General features: G+C 56.1%; 22 protein-coding genes. 13 read left to right on the forward strand and 9 right to left on the reverse strand.

Features of this window, described 5'->3' with window-relative positions:
* Window positions 1-154: 154 nt before the first annotated feature.
* Window positions 155-1,144, reverse strand: a complete 990-nt coding sequence (locus ABD890_RS04405; RefSeq protein ID WP_345086269.1) for a DHH family phosphoesterase — start codon at window positions 1,142-1,144, stop codon at window positions 155-157.
* A gap of 29 nt (window positions 1,145-1,173) precedes the next feature.
* Entirely contained in the window at window positions 1,174-2,124 is a 951-nt protein-coding gene (locus ABD890_RS04410; protein ID WP_345086271.1) for a bifunctional riboflavin kinase/FAD synthetase, read from the reverse strand.
* Window positions 2,125-2,455: 331 nt separating this feature from the next.
* Here ABD890_RS04410 and ABD890_RS04415 point away from each other — a divergent pair, with 331 nt between their 5' ends.
* On the forward strand, window positions 2,456-3,658 hold the full coding sequence (locus tag ABD890_RS04415) for a zinc ribbon domain-containing protein (RefSeq protein WP_345086273.1): 1,203 nt from the start codon (window positions 2,456-2,458) through the stop codon (window positions 3,656-3,658).
* A 93-nt stretch (window positions 3,659-3,751) separates the two neighbouring features.
* On the opposite strand, the gene ABD890_RS04420 is transcribed toward ABD890_RS04415, so the two are convergent.
* Window positions 3,752-5,062, reverse strand: a complete 1,311-nt coding sequence (locus ABD890_RS04420; RefSeq protein ID WP_345086275.1) for a Gfo/Idh/MocA family oxidoreductase — start codon at window positions 5,060-5,062, stop codon at window positions 3,752-3,754.
* Between the two features lie 187 nt (window positions 5,063-5,249).
* Between ABD890_RS04420 and larB the strand changes: the two genes are divergently transcribed.
* The 6 genes from larB (at window position 5,250) to ABD890_RS04450 (ending at window position 11,104) form a co-directional block, all read left to right on the forward strand.
* On the forward strand, window positions 5,250-6,026 hold the full coding sequence (larB, locus tag ABD890_RS04425) for a nickel pincer cofactor biosynthesis protein LarB (RefSeq protein WP_345086277.1): 777 nt from the start codon (window positions 5,250-5,252) through the stop codon (window positions 6,024-6,026).
* 16 nt (window positions 6,027-6,042) lie between these two features.
* A complete protein-coding gene (locus tag ABD890_RS04430; protein WP_345086279.1) occupies window positions 6,043-6,915 on the forward strand; it encodes an NAD(P)H-hydrate dehydratase in 873 nt (290 codons plus the stop codon).
* A 302-nt stretch (window positions 6,916-7,217) separates the two neighbouring features.
* Complete coding sequence (locus tag ABD890_RS04435; protein ID WP_345086281.1) at window positions 7,218-7,451, forward strand: hypothetical protein; 234 nt, start codon at window positions 7,218-7,220, stop codon at window positions 7,449-7,451.
* A 160-nt stretch (window positions 7,452-7,611) separates the two neighbouring features.
* The gene (locus ABD890_RS04440; protein ID WP_345086283.1) at window positions 7,612-8,394 is read left to right on the forward strand and encodes an MBL fold metallo-hydrolase; all 783 of its coding nucleotides are present in this window, start codon (window positions 7,612-7,614) and stop codon (window positions 8,392-8,394) included.
* 528 nt (window positions 8,395-8,922) lie between these two features.
* Window positions 8,923-10,416: an ammonium transporter gene (locus tag ABD890_RS04445; RefSeq protein WP_345086285.1), complete on the forward strand. Its 1,494-nt coding sequence runs from the start codon at window positions 8,923-8,925 to the stop codon at window positions 10,414-10,416.
* Between the two features lie 340 nt (window positions 10,417-10,756).
* Window positions 10,757-11,104 carry a P-II family nitrogen regulator gene (locus tag ABD890_RS04450; RefSeq protein WP_345086286.1) on the forward strand — a complete coding sequence of 116 codons (348 nt, stop codon included), beginning with the start codon at window positions 10,757-10,759 and terminating at the stop codon, window positions 11,102-11,104.
* A 27-nt stretch (window positions 11,105-11,131) separates the two neighbouring features.
* Here ABD890_RS04450 and ABD890_RS04455 read toward each other — a convergent pair whose 3' ends face one another.
* A complete protein-coding gene (locus tag ABD890_RS04455; RefSeq protein WP_345086288.1) occupies window positions 11,132-11,749 on the reverse strand; it encodes a TlpA family protein disulfide reductase in 618 nt (205 codons plus the stop codon).
* 309 nt (window positions 11,750-12,058) lie between these two features.
* Here ABD890_RS04455 and cyaB point away from each other — a divergent pair, with 309 nt between their 5' ends.
* Together cyaB and ABD890_RS04465 are read left to right on the forward strand one after the other, a co-directional pair.
* Complete coding sequence (cyaB, locus tag ABD890_RS04460) at window positions 12,059-12,610, forward strand: class IV adenylate cyclase (RefSeq protein WP_345086290.1); 552 nt, start codon at window positions 12,059-12,061, stop codon at window positions 12,608-12,610.
* Between the two features lie 276 nt (window positions 12,611-12,886).
* Entirely contained in the window at window positions 12,887-14,272 is a 1,386-nt protein-coding gene (locus tag ABD890_RS04465; protein ID WP_345086292.1) for an MFS transporter, read from the forward strand.
* A 74-nt stretch (window positions 14,273-14,346) separates the two neighbouring features.
* Here ABD890_RS04465 and ABD890_RS04470 read toward each other — a convergent pair whose 3' ends face one another.
* The 5 genes from ABD890_RS04470 to ABD890_RS04490 form a co-directional block, all read right to left on the reverse strand.
* Window positions 14,347-14,811: a hypothetical protein gene (locus ABD890_RS04470; protein WP_345086294.1), complete on the reverse strand. Its 465-nt coding sequence runs from the start codon at window positions 14,809-14,811 to the stop codon at window positions 14,347-14,349.
* 110 nt (window positions 14,812-14,921) lie between these two features.
* Complete coding sequence (locus ABD890_RS04475; protein WP_345086296.1) at window positions 14,922-15,950, reverse strand: DUF1559 family PulG-like putative transporter; 1,029 nt, start codon at window positions 15,948-15,950, stop codon at window positions 14,922-14,924.
* A gap of 346 nt (window positions 15,951-16,296) precedes the next feature.
* Window positions 16,297-17,154: an ABC transporter permease gene (locus tag ABD890_RS04480; protein ID WP_345086298.1), complete on the reverse strand. Its 858-nt coding sequence runs from the start codon at window positions 17,152-17,154 to the stop codon at window positions 16,297-16,299.
* Window positions 17,155-17,158: 4 nt separating this feature from the next.
* A complete protein-coding gene (locus ABD890_RS04485) occupies window positions 17,159-18,004 on the reverse strand; it encodes an ABC transporter permease (RefSeq protein WP_345086300.1) in 846 nt (281 codons plus the stop codon).
* A gap of 18 nt (window positions 18,005-18,022) precedes the next feature.
* Complete coding sequence (locus ABD890_RS04490; RefSeq protein WP_345086302.1) at window positions 18,023-19,048, reverse strand: ABC transporter ATP-binding protein; 1,026 nt, start codon at window positions 19,046-19,048, stop codon at window positions 18,023-18,025.
* Between the two features lie 168 nt (window positions 19,049-19,216).
* On the opposite strand from ABD890_RS04490, the gene ispF reads away from it, so the two are divergent.
* The 4 genes from ispF (at window position 19,217) to ruvA (ending at window position 22,553) form a co-directional block, all read left to right on the forward strand.
* Window positions 19,217-19,693: a 2-C-methyl-D-erythritol 2,4-cyclodiphosphate synthase gene (ispF, locus tag ABD890_RS04495; protein WP_345086304.1), complete on the forward strand. Its 477-nt coding sequence runs from the start codon at window positions 19,217-19,219 to the stop codon at window positions 19,691-19,693.
* 54 nt (window positions 19,694-19,747) lie between these two features.
* Window positions 19,748-21,289 (forward strand): cysteine--tRNA ligase, encoded by a 1,542-nt coding sequence (cysS, locus tag ABD890_RS04500; protein ID WP_345086306.1) that lies wholly within the window; start codon window positions 19,748-19,750, stop codon window positions 21,287-21,289.
* Window positions 21,290-21,397: 108 nt separating this feature from the next.
* Complete coding sequence (ruvC, locus tag ABD890_RS04505; protein ID WP_345086308.1) at window positions 21,398-21,892, forward strand: crossover junction endodeoxyribonuclease RuvC; 495 nt, start codon at window positions 21,398-21,400, stop codon at window positions 21,890-21,892.
* A 31-nt stretch (window positions 21,893-21,923) separates the two neighbouring features.
* Window positions 21,924-22,553, forward strand: coding sequence for a Holliday junction branch migration protein RuvA (gene ruvA / locus ABD890_RS04510; RefSeq protein WP_345086310.1), 630 nt, complete (start codon window positions 21,924-21,926; stop codon window positions 22,551-22,553).
* Window positions 22,554-22,573 lie beyond the last annotated feature (20 nt).

Here is a 22,573-nt window from a genome sequence, read left to right on the forward strand (position 1 = left end):
TGTTCCGTAAGACAATCAGCAAGCCGGACCTATGCATGATGAGGTCCGGTCGTTGCCCAATATTATGAAGAGGCTAGAAGGAGGTCCCAAGCGATCACGCACCTGGCTCCGCCTCGGGTAGAAGGGATCAACCCGCGATCGTTCAACCTTCGATTTAGCCCATGGCCTTCTCGGTCGCTTCGAGCAACATCGAGACGACTTCGTCCAGAGGTTTCTTGATCAACGCCCCCGCTGCCGCCACGTGACCGCCACCACCAAATTGGTGAGCGAGCTTCGCGACATCGAGCGAAGAACGGCTACGGAAACTGGCCTTCACACCCTCGCCGCCAGGCAATTCGATGAAGAGAATCGCAGCCTCAACTCCGGAGACGGCCATAGTCTTATTGATCGCGTCTTCCGTGTCACTGGGGGTAGCCCCTGTTTCTTCGAAGTCTTGCTGAGTTGCCAAACTATAAGCGAGACGTCCTTCAAGAATTACCTTGGCGCTGGCCAGAATACGGCCCCGCAAGTTGACCCGCTGCAGACGTTCTTTCTCGAACAATTGCCCGTAAACGTCGCTCGGCACGGCGCCAGCATCGATCAGATCGCCGATCGCACGATAGGTATCGCCGCTGACCGATGGAAATCGAAACCACCCTGTGTCGGTCGCAATGGCGGTGAACATCGCGAAAGCCATTTCCTGGGTGATCGGAATGTCCCAAGCTTTGGCTGCTTCGTACACGAGTCGGCCGGTCGCTTCACACTTGGGATCCTTGAACATCTCGCCTCCCAGGTCGTCCTGACTGACGTGATGATCGAGTACCAGCTTCACGCCCTCGAACTGTTGCATCAGTTCGGCCATTGCCCCGAGTTGAACCCAGGCACTGGTATCGACCACCAGAACAGCGTCGAAACCGGAAAGCACCTCTTCAGGAGAGATGTCTTTCCCCAACTGCTTGATCTGATTGTCCGGGTCGATGAACTGCAGATGGTTTGGTGTTTCGGAGTCGTTGACGATGGCGACCTCTTTACCGAGCTGCCGTAGGATCGCCGCCATCGCCAATTCACTTCCCAGGGCATCGCAGTCGGGACGCACGTGGCTGGTGATCACGAATCGCTGTGGTTCTTCCAACGCCCCTCGCAGGGCTTTCCAGTCAATGCTCATCCGGTTATCCAAATTGCTGAGGACCTGCCTCACAGGTCGCGGGTTGCCTGGTATTCGTCAAAGGTTTTGATCGTGGTCTGGACGTCGATGTCTAACTGCTTCTTTAGTGCTTCCACATCCGAGAAACTGATCACGTCGCGAAGCCGATTCAGGAACGAGACCTCGAGTGGTTCGCCATAAATCGAGCCTTGAAAACCGATCATGTGGACTTCGATCTTACGGGCCTTCTCGCCGAAGGTTGGATTCGGTCCGATGTTGATCGCGGCGGCGAACATCTCTTCGCCGCGATAGCCGATGCCTGCGTAGACACCAATCGCCGGAACCAACGTATCGACCGCTTCCAGATTTGCGGTCGGGAACCCAAGCTGCGAACCGCGTGCGGCACCATGGGTGACCATACCACGGATTCGGTAGGGCTCGGTCAGCATCTCGCCGGCCAGCTTCACATCGCCGGCAGCGACCAGCTTCCGAATGCGGCTGCTGGAAACGAACTCGGTTTCGCCAGGCCGGGTGAAGGGCTGCAAGATATCGAGCTGCATGCCATGCTTCTGGCACAGCTCGGCTAAGGTATTCGTATCGCCGGCGCGGTCTTTGCCGAAGTTGAAGTTCGGGCCTTCAACCATCGCCTTGGCAGACATCTTCTGCACGACAATCTGTTCGAAGAACGCTTCCGGCGAAAGATTCAACAGATCACGCGTGGTCGGGTAAGCGATGACGGCATCGATGCCGAGATTGCCCAGTAGTTCGACCTTACGGCGTGTCCAGGTCAGCGGAGGTGGTTCGAGTTCCGGCCGAAGCAATCGAACCGGATGCGGATCGAAGGTGAAGACGACCGCGGGTCCCCCCACTTCGTCGGCACGTTGGCGAATTAACTGCGCAATCCGAGCGTGCCCCAGGTGGACGCCATCGAAGTTGCCGATCGTTAGCGCGCCGCCTCGAAAGTCTGCGGAAAGCGAATCCAGGTCACGATAAAGTTGCACAGCTCGCCTTTGCCCAAGGGCAATGCGGATGGCATATTTTGCCCAACCGCGCGGGTGAAAAAGACGTATTTTGATTCGTCATGCCAGGAATGACAACCAAACCTTCATCCGTTTTGTGGCCAAGTCGCTTCACGAAGTGGTTTCCAATCGAGACAATCGGTACAGATATGCCTGGCACCAGCGATCCCCCGATGGGAGAACAAATCGCAAATTGCCTCCAATTTAAGCCAGGAAATCGCCAACGACTTTAAAAAAATACTTTTCGGCCGCCACACGGTAGAATTTCCTTATCGACTGCCCATCCCTGTTAATTTGCTAGAAGGTCCGATCTGTGACTGAGCGCTCCTCGTCGTCCTCGAAAACGCATGATGTGACCTGTCCCGTATGTTCGACGCGGCTGACCGTACTGACCGCAGACACCGGTCGGAAGATGGAATGCCCCGACTGCGGTCATATCCTCACCATCACCAAGCCGGAAAAGAAATTGGAGTTGCCGAGCGAGGAAGAGGACATCGAGGACATTTACGGCCTGAAAGATGTCGACGACAGCCATGATGAAGCCCGGAAGAAGTTGGGGCAGAACCTCATGTCGCAGGCCGAGAAAGAAATCCGCGAACAAGCGGAACGGCCTGAGCTACATAAACGAACCCAAGGTGCCTTCGAAGAACGCCGCCGCGCCGAACCGCTCGACGACGATGTACCTTCCAAGCCGCGCGAACCACTCACACCAATCGATTACGATCCGAGAGCGAAGCTGGTCGAGTTTCCGATTCGCTTTTCTCCGCAAGAGCTATCGCGCGATGTCGGCTTGTTCACCGACGTTGGCCTGTTGATGCGATGGGTGTTTCTGTCGCTGTTCACGGCGATGGTGCTTTATCTGGCGATCAACGCGGTCTTTTACTCGAACGTGACACCGCCAACCTTCATGTCCTACATGGCGAGCCTGACTTGTACGTTTCTTTCGGTCTGCCTTGGTGCCGTCGCGGTCGTGTTTCTGGGGAGCTACTTTTTGTTCCTGACCATGTCGATCTCCAGTGGCATGGATGACTTCGATTGGCCGGAGCTCGGGATTTTCGATCGGGTGATGGAAGCACTGTTTTTCGTGGCGGGGCTCTTCTTCGCGCTGATTCCGTTTGCAATCGTTGCCACCATCGACCTGACGCTGGCGTTACCTTTGCTGGCACTGGGCTTCCTGGCATTCCCGGTCGCGTTTCTATCGCTGCTCGATCAAAACTCGATCATCACGCCATGGAGCAATACGATTGTGTTTTCGCTCTTCAAGCTGACCAGCAAATGGTTGATGTTCTACGTGGCCACCTTCTTCCTGGCGATCGCAGTCGGCGGGTTTGGCTACATGCTTTACTTCTTTGCCGGCATCGAACGACTCGCGTACATCGCGTTGCCCTGCGGTGTGCTGGTCGTGGGTGGCCTGATGATCTATTCGATCTGGCTGGGACGCATGAGCTGGGAGATCTCGGCACTGCATGGCGAAGAACGCGAAGCCGAACGGGAAGCAAAAGAAGCCGCCAAGTAGGTCACGTTCATAGGAATTGAATCCAACAAGAAAGCCTCGGCCGAAGATTCTCGGCCGAGGCTTTTTTAATTGCATACTCTTAAATGCAGAGCGTTAGACGTTCCAATTTCGATCCGCCCGGGAGATCAATCCATTGGCGTCGGCATCGTTGACGAACGTTTCTTTTTGCGGATCAATCGCCAGCTTGCGATCGAAGATCCAAGCCGCGGCCGCCGCGTGACAGGCGATGTGCGACTTCCGCATCACATTTTGATTCGCCGCGGTCAGCTCTCGCGAACGAATGCAATCGAGGAAGTTTCGCGAATGCGAGGCGACATCGAGCCCACGCACACGCGAGGTATCTTCGGTGATCTCTTTCTGCAGGGCAGGAGAGGAGCAAACGATCTCGCCGCTGTCACCTGTTTCGACCCAGCCTTCCGTTCCGATAAATCGAACCGGGCACGTTCCGAGCCGCGTGATGTACTGCGGCGAACGATCACCGAACGGATTGTCGAGAAAATCGATCTCCAGCTTCACGCCATTTTCGTAACGGCAGTGGATCCCGTTCTCGTACGGATCGAACTCGATCGGCATTGTCCCGTCCGCCTTGTTCGCCCATTGGCAAAGGTCGACCGTGTGAGCGCCCCAGTCCAGCAGTCGTGCCCCGGAATCGAAGTCCCACTGACCTCGCCACTTGCCTTGCACGTAAGCGAGGTTGAACGGACGCCAGGCCGCTGGGCCGAGCCACAGGTTCCAATCGACGTCTTCCTGCGATGGCTGCGGCTGGGCAGGCAGCCAACTGTTGTCGAGCACCGGTCGATAAACCGAGGCGTGCATCGTTTGCAGTTCACCGAGTTTACCGGAGTGAAGCAGTTCGACCGCTTTCTGAAAATTCGGAACGCTGCGGCGTTGAGTTCCAGCCTGAAAGACTTTCTTCTCGGCAGTGATCGTGTCGGCAAGCTGCTGACAATCTTCAATCGTGATCCCGCACGGCTTTTCGCTATAGACATCTTTGCCTGCCTTGGCCGCCAGAATCGAAGCGGCCGCATGCCATCGATCGCCCGTCGCGATGAGTACGGCGTCGATATCTTTTCGATCGAGCAGTTCGCGGAAGTCGCGGAGCGTTTCGCAATCGGAGTTGCCATAGTGCTTGTCGACCATCGCTTTGCCATCGGCACGATGCTTCGACCAAACGTCAGCAATGGCGACGCAGCGAACGTCTTCATGCGGAAGCGTTCCCCCCATCACGTATTTGCAACGATTGCCGAAACCAATCACGCCGAGGTTCACCTTGTCATTCGCGGCCGGCGCGCCCTCGGCACCCAGCACATGACGAGGCACATATGTGGCAACACCTGCCACAACCGCGGCCGTTCCGGCGGTCTTTAGAAAGTTACGACGAGAGGAAGTCTCGGGACGATTCATGGGGCAGTCCTCAAACAAGGCAGGTAGGGAAGGGGGGAGGAAGACGGTGAGGCCGAATCCTTGCGGTTATTAAACCATGCCGGAATACGGTCTGTCCAAAAAGAAATCGGACCCCGCCCCAAAGGCGGGCCGTTTCGTATAATGCAGCGTTTGTCCCTTCGATTCAAGCCAACCAATACTGTCTCGCATGTCCATGAAACGCCACGAACTGGAACGTCTCGCTAAGCAATATCGCGCAGGCAAGGTCACCCTGGCCGACTTTTGTTTGCAAGTGTTACAGCCCAAATCAGAACAACTCGCCGACACCACGCTCGATGTCGATCGAGCTCGACGCTGCGGGTTTCCTGAAGTGGTTTATGGTGAAGGCAAGTCCCCGGAAACAATTGCCCGCATCTTCGAGGCTCAGAAGCAGCGTGGCGACAAGTCACTGGCCACGCGCATCGACGCCGAGAAGGGCGCCGCCCTCAAAGCGGCAATTCCGGATGGGTTGTACAACGAAGTCGCCCGAACGTTCCGTACGTTGTCGGACGAATCTTCTTGGGCCAATGTCGGACTGGTGACTGCCGGTACCAGCGATCTGCCGGTCGCGGAAGAAGCCCGCGAAACGCTACGCTGGATGGGCATCGAACCGGTCTTCATTCAAGATGTCGGTGTCGCTGGACCGCATCGTTTCACCGAGCAGGCTCACAAGCTTAGCGAGTGCGATGCAGTGATCGTGGTGGCTGGCATGGAAGGCGCTTTGCCGAGCGTGGTGGGTGGCCATCTCGCTTGTCCCGTCATCGCCGTTCCGACCAGCGTCGGTTATGGCGCCAGCTTCCAAGGGGTTGCCGCGCTGCTGGGTATGTTGAACAGTTGTGCGTCGAACGTCACCGTCGTTAACATCGACGCCGGCTTCAAAGGGGCCTACCTCGCAGGCCTGATTTCGCTGCGAGTTCAACAGGCCAAACCTCAGACGGAAACCTAACCCCAAAGTTCACGCAATGACTCCAGCACCGCTGCCGGAAGGCCTCCCCATTATCCCGCCGCGTGATTCGGACTCGCATAAGGGAACCTTCGGTCGAGCGTTGCTGGTGGGCGGGTCGCTCGGCATGCCTGGCTCGATCAGTCTTTCTGGTCGAGCATGTCTGAAAGGTGGAGCAGGTCTGGTAACGCTGGCCGTTCCTGACGCGATCATCAACACGGTTGCCAACTTCGAGGCAGCCTACATGACGTTGAGCCTGGCGACCGATCGCGACGGACGCATTCCTTTTCATGCCAAGGCGTGCCTGCAAGAGAAACTCGATCAGGCCACGTGTCTAGGTATCGGACCTGGGCTGGGACAATCGCGTGGTTTGACACTTTTGCTCAGCGAATTGTACGAGACCTTTCCGCGCGCAATGTTGATCGACGCGGATGGATTGAACTTGCTCGCTCAGTCTACGTGTCCACTCGCAAATGCTGCGGGAGAGCGCATCGTCACACCGCATTTAGGCGAGTTCCGAAGACTCGTCGGCAAGCCGCATTTAGAAATTTCAGCAGCAAAAGAGGCGGCAATTCAACTTGCGGCAGAGCAGAAAGTGGTGGTCGTTTTGAAAGGACCGCAAACGCTAGTCACCGACGGAGAGCGTCAGTGGCACAATCCAACCGGCAATCCAGGACTGGCTACGGGCGGCTCGGGTGATGTACTGACAGGATTGATCACAGCGCTGCTCGCTCAGTCACTTTCCGCCTATGACGCAGCGGTTCTAGGCGTTTTTCTCCATGGTTTGGCGGCTGATATTGCCGTGAAGCAAACATCACAGCCTGGTCTTACCGCGACCGATCTACTCGACTTTCTGGAAGACGCATGGTGCGACTACTCGTCGCGTCTATAACTCGCGAGGATGCGGTTGCAACCTCCTTTTATGGAGGCATTTTTCTTTTTGCGGTCGCACAGCAATTGAGCGTTACGAACGTTAAGTCAAAAGGCAAGCAGAACTTGCGTACGGCAACCCACACGAATTTTGCAATTGGTTCGCAGCCGTGCAACGAGTATTCTTTGACAAGGTTTAACGGAACTCTGATCAGATCTTTTTCGTCGGAGTTCAACACCGAGGTTTCGTTCAACAATCACTTCAACATCGCGGTTCTGCAGGAACAGAGGCCAACAGAGGCAGGACGCGAAGGAGGGCGACCTATGGTAACGATGAACGCAGTGGTTTATGAAAAGAACGGTCAGACTTATGTCTGGGCTTTTCGCGAAGGTGACGAACAACGCGCCCTCGATGCGATTTGCCAAGCCGCGAATAACAGTGAACTCAACTTAGATTGGGATGACGCGAACGTAATCTGGCAACGCATGGGCGACGCTCCAGATCGTGTCGACATTCGCGAGATGGGAACTTACCTCTCGCCTCGCACCAGTCGCTAAGTCATCTCAATACCCATCAGCACCCAGGCATCGGTTCCTTCGACCTGGGTGCTTCTTCTTGTTGGGAGCCCCCTAGGCCACTGGTTGTGACTTGTGCGGGGGGGCGGTTAAGATGGGACGGTCCTGAAATCCCATTTCTGCCGAAGGTAATCTGCCTGTCATGCTGGCCCGCAAAGAAATCTTCCCCAACGTTATCGAACTCAATTTTCAAGCCGGCGAATTGCTCGGCTGCAATGTCTACCTGGTCTACGAAGGTAACGAGTGGATCCTCATCGATATCGGCTTCGACGAGACAGTCGAAGACTACATCGAAGTGATCCGCAACATGGACTTCCCTCTGGCCAATTGCAAAACGCTGGTTGCCACCCATGCCGACGTCGACCACATTCAAGGTCTGGCTAAGGCGAAGCAACTGCTCGGCACTACGGTTACTTCCCACCCGCTGGCGGTCAAAGCCCTGGAAGCGGGGGACAAGCTGCAGACATTCGCCGAAATCGAACTGCAAGACATCCACCTCGAAATGCCCCCGGTAAAGATCGAACACCAGGTCAAAGAGGGGGACATCCTGACGGTTGGTAAGCTGGAACTTGAAGTCTGGCATACGCCTGGGCACACCAACAGCCAGCTCAGCTTCCGCATGGGGGACCTGCTGTTCTCGGGCGACAATATCTACCGCGACGGCTGCGTCGGTGCGATAGATGCCCATCATGGCAGCGATATCGTGGCATTCATTAAGTCGCTGGAACGGATTCGCGACAGCGATGTGAAATGGCTTTTGCCAAGCCATGGCCCGATCTTCCGTAAAGACAACGCCCAGATCGAACAGACTCTCGACCGCCTGAAGTCGTATCTTCATATGGCCGACTTCGGCACGTGCGCCATCGACTGGCCCCTGATGGACGAGTGGGAAGAAGAGATCCTGAAGGGTCAATTGCCGCAGTAAGTCGCCCGTTTGAAGTGACGAACTCGCTGAAAAAGCCTAATTTCTACCGGGGACCTCGATGAGGTCCCTTTTTTATGCGCATTTTTTTATGGGGCAATAAAGCTAGCAATCGCCCCTCTCTTTCGTCTTGCGCCGTTTCGTAAGCCTTTAGATGTGCTCTAGAGCATCTCAAGGGCGTCGCAAACGGGCTGCCCCGCGCCAAGCAAAACTGCTGAGAATCGTAGCAAGCTTCATGCGCGCATTCTTTGCATACACGCGACGGCCCGAAAACGTCCACCGAAAACCCTAAATTCGAGCGTTCTCTTAAGTCCTGCGGTGGGAAAGACATAGGACGTCGTTGATTCTTCAGCCGGGCTTTTCATCCTCACAGTCGGAACTAATGGCACAACGCTTGCAAACAGGGGGTCTTCGTGCACACGACCCTGCGTGGGAAGGCGCACTCAAACATATCCCACGTTGGATCGATTCCTGGCCCTGGCATATAGCTGGCTGATGTTTGTTTCATCTTCTGTAAAAGGTACGAATCACATGGTAAGTTCCCTCTCCCTCCCCAACCGAGCGTGGTTTGCGATGATCGCAATCGCTCTCGGCCTCATGATCTCTTACCCGCTTTCAGCGCAAGACTCTGGAACCCCGGCCTCGGAAGATGCTCCGGTAGTCGAAGCCGAAGCTGGCGAAGAGCGAGCTGAAGAAGCCGCTGAAGCTGAAGGTGCTGAAGAAGAAGAAGTTCCTGTTACCGCCGAATCTGTCCTCGGCGACGTCGATACGCTGTGGACCTGTCTCGCAGCATTCCTCGTGTTCTTCATGCAGGCTGGTTTCGCGTTGGTCGAAGCTGGTTTCACCCGTGCGAAGAACGCTTGTAACATCATTATGAAGAACCTGATGGACTTCTCCATCGGCTCGCTTTCATTCTGGCTGGTTGGTTTCGGCCTGATGTTCGGCACGACCAACGGCTTCTGTGGAACGGACCTGTTCTACTTCGATGGCGACAGCGATGCTGCTCTGGCCGTCAACTCGAATGCCGGTTTCAACTGGGCGTTTTTGATCTTCCAAACCGTGTTCTGTGCCACCGCCGCGACCATCGTTTCCGGTGCCATGGCGGAACGCACCAAGTTCTCGGCCTACCTGGTTTACTCCGTCCTGATCACCGTGATCGTTTACCCGATCTTCGGTAGCTGGGCTTGGGGTGGTCTGTACGCTGGTGGCGGCTGGCTGGAAGGCCAGGGCTTCCTGGACTTCGCTGGTTCGACGGTCGTTCACTCGATCGGTGGTTGGTGTGCCTTGGCGGGTGCCATCACGATCGGTCCACGTATCGGTAAGTACACTGCAGACGGTAAGGTTAAGCCAATCGCTGGTCACAGCATCCCGCTGGGTGCTCTGGGTGTGTTCATCCTGTGGTTGGGTTGGTTCGGTTTTAACCCAGGTTCGACCACCGCTGTCGGTGGCGGCTCGTTCGCTTACATCGCCGTGACCACCAACCTGGCTGCTGCCGCTGGTGTCGTCGGTGCCATGATCACCTCGTGGGCCATGTTCGGTAAGCCTGACACCTCGTTCACGTTGAACGGTGCCCTGGCCGGTCTGGTTTCGATCACCGCTGGTTGTGACTGCCTGAGCCCACTGTGGGCTGCGATTGCCGGTCTGATCGGTGGCGTCCTGGTTGTCCTCTCCTGCGTCTTCTTCGACAAGCTGAAGATCGACGATCCTGTCGGTGCTGTCTCGGTCCACGGTGTCTGTGGTGCTTGGGGTACGCTGGCTGTCGGTCTCTTCATGAAGGAATCGGGTCTGGTCAACGGCGGTGGTATCGATCAAACCATCACCCAGGTCATCGGTATCGCAGTCGGCTTCGTCTGGGCCTTCGGTGTGAGCTTTGTGATCTTTAACCTGATCAAGTTCACCATGGGTCTGCGAGTCACCGCTGAAGAAGAAATGCAGGGTCTCGATATCCACGAGCACGGCATGTACGCCTACCCAGCACACCTGGTCACGGAAGGCACCAGCCAGGCTGGCCACATCGCCTCCTAGGCCTTACTTGAAAGCCAACCTCGCGGGCTCTACCTCGTGTAAAGCCCGCGAAGTTCACGAAGATACTTCGGCCTTTGCCTGGGCCAGAAGTTCTACCCCAATGACTTGGAAGGGTGTTCCGCCTCGCTCTTCCAAGTCGGGGTTTTTTTATGCGCTCTGCGATTACCAGAATCCTGGTTCTTCTCGCATCCGATCTTGCTGGTCATCCCCCTGAATTTGGTGCCATGCACCCCGATGATCACAAGAAGTCCTTGGGAGGCTGCCACTTGCCCCCGGTGGGGCATCGGTTTAAATTCGACGGTTTGGAAGCCTCTCGAACGTTCCATCTTGGACGCCACTCATGAAACTTGTGATCGCGATCATTCAGCCCAGCCGACTGGAAGCCGTTAAGGAAGCCCTGACCGAGGTGGAAGTGTTCCGCCTGACGGTGATGGACTGCCAAGGTTTCGGCCGCCAGAAGGGGCAGACCGAGGTCTATCGCGGGCACGAGTTCACCGTCAACCTGCTCCGTAAGGTGCAGTTGCAGATTGCCGTGAATGAAGACTTCGTCGAGCCGACGATCGATGCGATCGTGAAGGGGGCCCGAACCGGCGATAAGGGCGAAATCGGCGACGGCAAGATCTTTGTCGTGCCGATGGACGACTGTATCCGTATCCGTACCGGGGAACGGGGTCCCGAAGCGATCTAGCCCCTGGAAAAGCCTCCAGAGGGGCGACTAGCCTGCTTCAAGCAGCTCTCGAATCTTCTTCGAGATATCCGACAAGTCGCCGCCATAGCCGATCCAAACGGCCTGAATCTTTCCCTGCTGATCGACCAGCAGGGTCGTCGGATAGCCCTGGTATTGCTTCACCTGGCTCAAACCGATCCGCAAGTCCGCGTGCTGGTCGACATAGACTGGCAGCGTTGTATTGAACTTCGCCAAAACCAGTTGTGACTGCGGCACCAGCGTCTCCAGGTCTTCGTTGAAGCTGGTCGGCTGTCCCGGCATCCAGCCCCCATCTGCCGCGACGGAAACGAACGCGAAGTCAGGCTGGTCGCGGAATTCCTCGCGAATCTGTAGCAGGTCTGGGAATTCCAGCAGGCAGGGCGGGCACCAGGGGCCCCAGAAATTGATCAGCGTCACCTTTCCGGCCAGATCGGCCGTTTCCAGAGGCTGCTCGACATTCAGCATCGGTTCGAGGGTGGTCGCCGGCAATGGCTGGCCGACCCAAGGGTGCGATTCCGCCATCTGAGCAGCGCCAGGTCCCAGCATGGTGATTACCAGCATCACCATCAGACCAGCCATGATGGCCAGCAGGACGTAAAGCATCGTTTTCCCCCGACGAGCGATCATCGGTTTCCGGGAAGTTGGCAGGGAAGGGCAGAGCATGGCGGGTTCGTATAAAGGTCGTGTGAAAAATGAAGCCACGGGGGCAACTTGCCCTATTCTATCTCTAACGGATCCCGGGCGGAGAAGCATTCCGATGCGAAATCGCAGGGAGAGCGGGCCAGTTTCCGGAATTTGGCAGAACGATCGCTCTGGCAACAATTGCCCCGTAAGGAAATAATAGGTCATTGTGTTCCCGTCAGCCTCAGGTAAAACATCGGCTGACAGCTTCCCTAACTTGGAAGCCTTACGCTGCTTGAAGGATTCACTTGCGCGATGAAATTCGAGGTTGAACTGAAGTTTCCGGTCGACGATCTTTCCACCGTCGAATCGCAGTTGGAAGACCTGGGCGGGATTATTGAGGTCCCTAAACGCCAGGCCGACCGATACTACAGTCACCCGTCGCGTAACTTCGCCGAAACGGACGAGGCCCTTCGTATCCGCCGTGTGGGGGATCAGAACTTCATCACCTACAAAGGCCCCAAGGTCGACGATTCGACCAAGACTCGTCGTGAAATCGAAGTTCCCCTGATCTCAGGTGCCACCGGAGCGACCAACATCGTCCATATGTTCGAGTCGCTGGGCTTCACTCCGGTAGCCGAAGTGACCAAAGATCGCCGGAAATCGCATATCCAGTACGAAGGCTACGAAGTCCTGGTCGCGATGGACGAAGTACTGAACCTGGGCACTTTCGTCGAACTCGAGATCACTGCCGACGAAGAAGACGTCGAATCGGCCAAAGCCGCTATCGCCAAATTGGCCGATCAACTCGGTCTTTCTGGCAGCGAACGCCGCAGCTACCTGGAACTGATTCTGGGCTCTGAATAACGCGGATCATTTCCCCGCTAAGACTTTCTGGGAAATTTTCTGATTCCGCCAAAACCTTAGGCGACCCTCGGGGTTTTTACACTCACCGCGACAATTTACTGTGCGATGCCTCTATTTCGCACAGCGATTGTTTGAGGCAGCCCTGGGTCGTTAAGTAACCGCGCACTCGGCCTGGGGCTTCCTCTTTTTCTTGGCTTATCTCTTTCGGTTTGCTCACTTCCGGCCCCCAATACGTACCGGTCGTACGTTTTCGCGCTTGGCCTTATAATCGGGGTAATGAGCGTGCACCCCCATTCTTCCACCACGGCGGAGCCCAAAACCGAGCAGCCTCAACCGCCGGCATCGCCTGCCGCTACCCTGGATGGCATTCAACGCAATGAAGGGGTCTCGCGAAATTTCGTGCTGCTGACGCTCTATCAAGTCGTGCTGCGTTGCGGCTGGATTTTCAAGACTGAGAGCATCATCATTCCGGCCGTGCTCGATTTGATCGCAGGCTCTGGCTGGATTCGCGGATTCCTCCCCATTCTGGGGCGAATTGGACAAAGCTGCCCGCCGCTTCTATATGCCGACCGGCTGCGCCAATTGCCGCTGAAAAAGTGGTCGCTCGCCGGAACTTCGCTCGCCATGTCGGTTGCCTTCGCTGCCCTGGCTGCGATGTTTATCCCCGGGGTCGAGTCCGCCATCGGAAAGTCGGCGATGGTGGTCGGCTTTCTGGGATTTTACTTCCTGTTCTTCTGTGCAACGGGACTCAATCAACTCGGCTTCGGTACAACGCAGGGGAAGCTGATTCCGCCTCATTTGCGAGGGCGGCTAATGCTGGCCTCGAATGTGATTGGTGCGGTCATCGCCATTTCACTGGCGGCCTGGTTGCTGCCGAAATGGCTTCAGGGAAACAACATTCAGGTTCACTGGATCTTTGGGTTCGCGGCGTTTTCGTTTATCGGCAGTGCCATCTCGGTGATGGGCCTGAAAGAGCGACGCGACCAGGTCGAGCGGAAAGCGTTTTCGCCGAAGCAGTTGATCCAGGAATCGATTAACGTCGTCAAAGATGACCATCGGTTTCGTTATGTCTGCCTGATCGCGGCGACGTTCGGCTTTTCGCTGATGCTGTTCCCGCACTACCAGGCCCTGGCCCGCGAGCGGCTGGACGTCGATCTTTCACGGATGATCTTTTGGGTGATCGTTCAGAATGCCGGAACGGCGATTTTCAGCTTGCTCGGCGGTCCGCTGGCCGACTGGAAAGGAAACCGGCTGGTCCTACGCACGATGATGTTCGGCGTGATGATCTTGCCGCTGGGTTCGATTGCCCTGGTTCATTCCGGCAGCGTCGGCATCTATTTGTTCGACTGGCTGTTTTTGTTTGTTGGTGTGACGCCGATCACTTTCCGCGCGTTCACCAACTATACGCTCGAGTTGGTTCCAGAGCCGATGCACCCGCGTTACCTGGCGACGCAGTCTTTGTGCATCGCCGTCCCGATGGTGATCTCGCCGTTCGTGGGCCTGTTGATCGACATGACCAGCTTCGAGCTCGTCTTCAGCGGGATCGCCTTGATCTTGTTTGGCGGCTGGACGATGACCTGGTTCCTGGACGAACCACGCCACGAGGTAGGCCACCATGTTATGTACGGCGAGATGGACGTCGATCCGGAAGACGAAGTGTAGCTCGCGCAAAAAACAAGGCAGGCCGTCGAGGCAGCCTGCCTTGTCAGTAAATCTCGTCCGGGACTCCCGACTCGTTATTTGCTGGTGAGTTCCAACTGAAGTTCATTGGATTGATCTGCGACGATCGTGGCACTGAACCCCGAGGAAGCTGGATCTTCGTATCGCTTGGGCGTGTGATAAATCATCACCAACTCCGGAAATTTCCCGTGCTTTCGGTGGTAGGCATCGACGTCGTGGACGATGTGCTCAGGATCGGGCTCGGACTTGGAGACACCGACCTGGTATTCACCAGGAAAGACGCCATCACCAGGATTCGAGGTTCCCATGATCGCCATCCCTTGGGCATCGGTTCGTCCGTAAGCCGACCGGCCGTTCCCAACGGGAGCAAATGTGATATTCGCATTTTCAACGGGCTGTCCATCCATCGTCACCATGACAGTTGAATAGCTGGCACCCGGTTGCACTGAGCCTGGGCCAAAGCATCCCGAAGTGGAAAGCAATGCCAGGAACAAAAAGAATGGTATCGACGATCGACTCATGAAGTCAAACTCCAGCATCTGTAACGAGTGGTTTAGGCGGCGAAAGAAGAAAAGCGTTCCGTCAGCTTCCGAGCGTTGAAAAACAGGCTCGGAAGCTATCATCGTGACGCTTATTGGCGACTCGCCACGTCACCGCCACTTCGCGTTCCCATCGCTCCCCAAACGCCGTAAGGCGAGGCACCACTATATTCCCAATTCGCCGCCAGATTTCCCGTGTCGATCGTTTCCGAAATGAACGTGACCGAACCGTCGCCAAACAGCGTGTTCGCTCCACCTGGATGATAACTATTGGCTGTCGCGTAGATCTTGTCTTTCTCATTTCCCCAGCGAGTACAGCTTGGGGCATTCGGAGGAAGAACCGTGTTCAGACCCACATAAGCAGGGGCACCGTCCGACCAGCGGGTTCCGGAGTACGTGTGGTACGAGGTCGCTCCATCGACGTACATGCCGCCCAACCCACGCATATCCATGCAGCGGTTGGCCTTTCCACCGTCGACAAATGCATTGTCGACACGCACGATACCGCCTCGCATCTTCTTGCCATCGACACCGATACAACGTTCGCCCATGGCAACGGTATTGCTCAAACCATCGGTGATGTCACGAAATCCCTTGTAGTGATATCGCGAAAACATTCCTCGCCCCTCGAACTCATTGGTCCGATCGTTCGACGCCGAGGCATCTTCGAAGCGATTCAGAGGCTGGTCGCCTGCCGAGAAGCAATAGTTTGTCTTGCCGAGATGCCCAGTCGCTGGAGTACTATCGGATGGGCAGAGCAAGCCGGCGACCTGCGTGTTGTTCGGAGCCCAGTCCGCCCAGGGATCTTGCGTGAAGTTGTCTTGTGCGTACTGCTCCCACAGTGCCCGTTGCTCCAGGAAGGGAAGCATCCCAATAAAACCGCTCAATCGACCATGATTCCCAAGGGGCGTACTACCACCCGACATCGCGGGCAGTTTGCCATAGGTATCATGATAGTTATGCAGAGCGAGTCCCAACTGCTTCAGATTGTTGGTGCAGTTCATCCGGCGTGCTGCTTCACGAGCCTGTTGGACGGCAGGCAACAGAAGTGCGATCAGTACTCCGATAATGGCAATGACGACCAAGAGTTCAACGAGCGTAAAGCCACGTGAGTTTCTCATAAACAGTCCCGAATTAGTGCGACAGAATGTGGATGATCTTCACAGTGTGAATGAGTGTTAAATATTAGCAAAGACTCAAATTAACGAACACCTTTTTTGCGACGACGCTTCGATTCATCCCGCTGGAATTTGCAACAAAAAACGCCTTTTTTCGGTTACCACCCCACCACAGAAACGACAAATACACGATCAACACCGTTAGTTGTTGTTAACAGGGCCGAGACGCTTCTTAGAGATCTTTTTGCCGTCGCTTCGCTGGCAAGAGTCCGTGAGATTAGCGGAGGGAAATCATCCGGAAAAACTGGCGAGAAAACTAGTTTTTCGTTCGCACGATGGTAGAGGGACCTTAGCTACTCGCGCTGCGGTAACTTCGCAGCGACATCTTGAAGACCCATCGCGAGAACCACAGGCTCATCCCGGTCGCTACGAGCATGTAGATTGGCAATGCCCACATCTGCGTCTCACTGACGCCAAATGGCTGAGCCATGATCCGGGCCGGCACGTTCACCACGATCAAGATCGGGATCGCAAAGGTGAAGATCAACTGCAGCGACATCCCCAGCGTGCCGGCGTTATAAATCTCCATCGGGTAACGCGAGAAACTGGTGATGTAAAACCAGAAGTCGTACAACGAGGTATTGCGACCGAGCCAGATGCTGGAAGCGGCCAGCACGATCATCAAGCTGTAAAGGATCGCTACGCCGCACAGCAGGAAGATGACGAATGTCACCACCATGGTCGCGGTCAACTCGATGGGCCGCTCAGGGCGATGCGTTAACTGAAAAAGGCTGATTCCCATCAGCAGCAAACCGAACAAGAAGTTGGCGGTCGAAGGCCAGTTCACTTTCTCGAAGCTGACGAGGAACTGCGTATCGATCGGCTTCAGCAGGGCGAAGTCGAGTTTGCCGGTACGGATCAATTCCGAGAACTCTTGAATGTTCGGCATGAAGAACATCTGCACTAAGCTGTTCACCAGCAGAGTCGTCGCCAGGAAGACGAAGAACTCCCACTTTCCCCAACCGGTGTTTGGTCCGATCGAAGTGGTGTAGCTGAAGATGAGCAGATAGAACCCAAGGTTCATAATCACCCACGACAGGCTCGAAACGCATTCGATCCAGAAGTTCGAGCGAAAGCTCAGATCGCGAACCAGGCTGTTTCGCAGAAACATGTAAAACACGGCTGCATACGAAGGTCGATCTTCCATACGTTTAACCTCCGTAAGCGCTATACTGCTTCACGCCGTAATGAAACGACAGACGCGAGGCAATGATAAAGAAGACAACCCAGCCAACCTGAACGACCAGTCCCCAGAACAATTCCGGACCGGTGATCTTTTCCAGAAACACGGCTGCCGGGAAGTACGCCAGGTACATCAGTGGCAACGACTTCACAATCAGTGCCCAAGGACCACCCAACTCGTTCAGCATATCCAGCGGAAACATGTGTCCCGACAGGAAGAACGTGAACAGCATGTAAACGAACAGCAGCGAGCGAACTTCCAAAAACCAGAAACCGATCATGCCGATGGTGGCTTCCATGAAGAACCCCAGCATGAACGACAGCACCAGCGAGGTGAAGTAAGCCGCCAACACGTGTCCTGGCGGCCAGCCGGCGAAGTATCCGCGGCACAGAAAGAACACGATCGCAAACGGCACCGCCGCCACGATGTAGTAAGTCAGCTTGTGGGCGATTCGATTCAGCAGGAAGAACGAAATCAAATCGAGCGGCTGAATCAGGTACTTCTTGATTTCCCCTTCACGGATCTGCAAGGCAATGCCAGAGGCCAAGCCTGGCATGCTGGAGAATGCTCGCGAGATCGTCGACAGCAAGTAATACGCGACAATGTTGTAATACGTATAGCCGACGATTTCGGCGTTTCCGCTGCTCTCGCCTTTGGCCGAAAAGATGGCCGACCAAAGAAAGATTTGCGTCAGGATCGGCAGGAACCGCATTAAGGTTCCCAGCATGAAGTCGCCGCGATAGACGAGCTTCTCGTGGAAATTGATTTGAAAGATGGCCCACCAGGTGGAGGCCCGAGCGGCAAGGTCTGCCATGATCGATTCTCCAGGGGCTTAGGACGAAGCTTCCGCCAGTTTTTCATTCGCCGATTTGTCGCCAGGATGCGCCAGCGAGAAGACATCGGCGATCACTTCTTCCAGCGGAGGATCTTCCACCCCGACGTCGGCCAGTTCGTATTGATCGAGCACCGACGCCAGGACTTCGCCAACTCGAGAACGGTCGACCCGAAGTTTGACCTTCGGGTAGTCCTCGGAGATGACATCGCCGAATCGAGCCAGGCTTCCCTGGGCGTTGTCGTCGGCGAAGGTCAGTGTGACGATCTTGTAGCCACCAAACCGATCGATAATCCCGCTCAACGAACCGTCGTAGATGATCACGCCATGGGCGATCACCACCACGCGTTGGCACAACGCGGCGATGTCTTTCATGTAGTGGCTGGTCAGCAGGACGGTGATTTTGCGTTCCTGCTGATAATGCTTCAAAAACTGCTGAATGTTGTGCTGGGCGACCACGTCGAGCCCGATTGTCGGTTCGTCGAGGAACAGCACGTCGGGCGAATGGAGCAGGGCGGCGATCAGTTCCATCTTCATCCGCTCGCCGAGCGACAAAGCACGAACCGGCTGCGAAAGGAGCTCTTTTACCCCCAGCAGATCGACCAGTTCGTCTTGCGAACGCTGGAATTTGTCGGCGTCGATCCGATAGATCTTCTGGTGGAGCCGGAAGCTATCTTGGGCCGGCAAGTCCCACCACAGCTGGTTTTTCTGCCCCATCACCAGGGCAAACCGGCGGCGATAGGCGTTATCGCGGTGCCAAGGGACGTGCCCCATGACCGTGGCCGAGCCGGAAGTTGGATTGATCACCCCCGAGAGCAGCTTGAGGGTGGTTGTCTTCCCCGCTCCATTGGGGCCGAGAAAGGCGACGAATTCTCCCTGATCGACGGTCAAATCGATACCCTTGACCGCTTCCACCGTCTTGTATTGACGGTGAAACAGGCCGCGAATCGAGGAGAGCAGGCCTTCCTGCTTCTGATAGACCTCGTAGGTCTTGGTCAATTTTTCTATCTGGATGATTGGTGGCATGTGCAGATTATAAACCAGGGGGCTAAAAGCGGACAGTTGCCGGGCCCCCCTCGCGTTGTGGCAATATGGGGTATTCGCTATAATCGCCGCGCTTTCGGGCGTGTTTTCCGGTCAGGGAGATCGGATCAGCCCTTCTGCGAGGATCGATCGCTTCGGGAATTATTACGGATGATACGAATTGGTCTCGGACACGACACCCATCGGCTTGCCGACGGTGGTCCACTGATTTTAGGTGGCCTCGAGATTCCGCACGACAAACATCTGGTTGGACACAGTGATGCCGACGCTTTGATGCACGCCATCACCGATGCGTTACTGGGTGCGGCCAATCTTCCTGACATTGGGCAGCTTTTTCCCAATACAGACGAGGAAAATCGCGGACGATCGTCCAGCGAATTCCTGAAACTGGCCTATCAGAAGGTGCTCGACGAGGGGTGGACGCTCATCAACCTCGACGCGGTCATCCATGCCCAGCGGCCCAAGCTGGCCGATCTGAAGTCGTTGATGCAGATCCGAATTGCGGAACTTCTGCATGTCTCGCCGGAAGATATCGGCATCAAAGCCAAGACCGGCGAAAGCGTCGGCAGCATCGGCCGCGAAGAGTCGATCGAAGTCCAGTGCGTTTGCCTGTTGCGAAGAGTCTAGTTTCGTTCCTATCCACACATACCCAGCCCCTTAGCGGTCCTTAAAGGCAAGAACATGAGTAACCTCCGGGTCTACAACACACTGAGCCGTACCAAGGAAGAGTTCAAAACGGTCGAACCCGGCAAAGTCGGCATCTACCTTTGCGGACCAACGGTCTACGCCGAAGCCCACATCGGGCACATGGTGGGGCCGGTTATCTTCGATACCGTCAAGCGTTACCTCGCCCACAGCGGTTACGACGTCCGCCTGGTGGTCAACATCACCGACGTCGACGACAAACTGATCCACAAGGCGAACGAGCGCAAGATGACCATGCTCGAAGTCGCCGAAGAGAACATCAAAGATTACCTGAGCAACCTCGCCGCGCTGAACGTGACGACGATCGACGACATGCCACGGGCCACCGCGTGCATGGACGACATCATCAAGTTCGTCGAAGACCTGATCGCCAAGGGCTTTGCTTACGATGTCGATGGCGACGTCTTCTTTGAAGTCAGCAAAGACCCGCAGTACGGCAAGCTGACCAACCGCAGTGTCGACGCCATGCAGGGGGAAGGGGGCGGTGCCGCCGCCAGCAAGCGTTCGCCAGGCGACTTCGCACTGTGGAAGAAAGCCAAGCCGGGCGAACCTTCGTGGGACAGCCCCTGGGGCAAGGGTCGCCCTGGCTGGCACATCGAATGCTCGGCCATGAGCAAAGGAATCCTGGGCGAAACGTTCGATATCCATGGCGGTGGTTTGGACCTTACCTTCCCGCACCATGAAAACGAAATCGCTCAAAGCGAATGCTGCCACGGCAAGCCGATGGTCAACTATTGGATGCACAACGGTCTGCTCCGCAGCGACCCAAGTGCCGGCAAGATCGGTGGCAAAGCGGAACGCGAAAAGGAAGCCGCACCTGCCGACAACAACCCCGGCGGCAAGATGAGCCGTAGTGGTGGCGCTGGCGGCTTGCACTCGCTGATCGAGCGACAAAGCGGCGAGCGAATTCGCTTCTTCCTGTTGCGAACCCATTACCGCAGCACCATTCTGTTCAGCGAGCCAGCGATCGAAGAGGCCGGCACCGGACTGGAAACGTTCTATCGCTTGTTCGAGCGATACGAACGCATCACCGGGAAGTCGTACTACGACATCACCCCAGCCAAGACTCGCAAAGAAGGCGAAATCACCTCCGGCGACGACGCCTTGCTCGGCCTGCTGAAGAAGCATCGGGACGCCTATCTCGAAAAGATGGACGACGACTTCAACACCGGTGGCGGCGTGAGCGAACTGTTCGAGATCGTCCGCGCGGTCAACAAGTCGATCGATCAGGAAAAGCTGGAAGAGAACAAGGGTGCCGATACCAGTGCCCTCGATCAGGCGATGGCCACGCTGCGGGAACTGACTTCGATTCTGGGTCTGTTCTCGGAAAAGCCCGAAGCCGATTCGAGCGAAGACTCCGGTCTGGTCGACCAACTGATGAGCCTGGTCATCGAGATCCGTGCGAACTCGCGCAAGAAGAAAGACTTTGAAACGAGCGACCTCATTCGCGATCGTTTGACCGAATGCGGGATCACGCTCGAAGACCGCAAAGATGGCACGCTCTGGCGAAAAGGCTAGGCCATACTGGTCGGCTGCCTCGCCACTCATTTCACGCGAGGCAGCCACGTCGCTTGGTTCGTACTTCCGTGCCATGCTGTTTCCGCGGTTTCATCCTGTGAAAGTCTCATGCAGAAACGAATTCTCGGTATCGATCCAGGCTTGAACATTACCGGCTACGGGGTGATCGACGTCGGCCCTAGTGGAATTTCGCTCGTGGAAGCCGGGGTCGTCCGAGGAAAGACTCGCGGCGAGATCCCGGCCCGCGTTCGCGAGATCCACGAGGGCATCACCGAAGTCATCACCGCGCTCAAGCCGAACGTGATGGCGATGGAAGAACTGTACTCCCATTACGAACGCCCCAAGACCGCCATCATCATGGGGCATGCACGGGGCGTGTTGTGCCTGGCCGCGGCCCAGCATGACATGACCTTTTATAGCTACGCGGCAACGCAAATTAAACGCATCCTGACTGGCAGTGGGCGAGCCCCGAAAAGCCAGATGCAAGACTCGATCCGCCGCGAACTGAAGCTTTCCGCCGTACCGGAACCGCCGGACGTGGCCGACGCGTTGGCCGTGGCGTTGTGCCATCATTACCTCAGCAAAGTTGCGACCGCGATCTAAGCGGTATTCTTCCCAGAAACGGACTTCACTCTTGATCACTAAAATCACCGGCAAGCTTGTTTCGGTTGAACTCACAAGCGTCACGCTGGGCATCGACGCCTTCGAATACGAAGTGCTGGTCCCTGAGTTTGTCCGCCGTCAGGTCCAAGGCCAGATTGGCCAGAAGGTTTCGTTCTTCACGATTAATTACCTCGATGGCGATCCATCCCGAGGCCGGATGACCCCGCGTCTGGTTGGTTTCTCGAACCATATCGAACGAGAGTTTTTCGAGCTGTTTTGCTCGGTGGACGGCGTCGGTGTGAAAAAAGCTTTGCGAGCAATGGTCCGTCCGGTCCAAGAAGTTGCCAACCAGATCGAACAACAGGACGCCAAGGGTTTGTCTGCCCTCCCAGGCATCGGTCCGGCGACCGCCGACCGGATTGTGGCCAAACTGCGCCGGAAGGTTCCGAAGTTCGCCCTGTTGATTACCGGGGCCGACGGAGAATCGGCCGAAGCCTCGCGCGATGTGGTTACCGAAACGTTCGAGGTGCTGCTGCAACTGGGGCACAGCGAGACCCAGGCCCGCAAGCTGTTGGACAAGGCAATCGCCGAGAAAAAGAGCTACAAGGACGTGGATTCCCTCGTGCAGGCAGTGTACAAAATTGCTCATCAAGAGGGATAAACCCGCAAATCATCTCCATT

The sequence above is a fragment of the Bremerella cremea genome, from assembly GCF_039541315.1.
Classification (GTDB): Bacteria; Planctomycetota; Planctomycetia; order Pirellulales; family Pirellulaceae; genus Bremerella; species Bremerella cremea.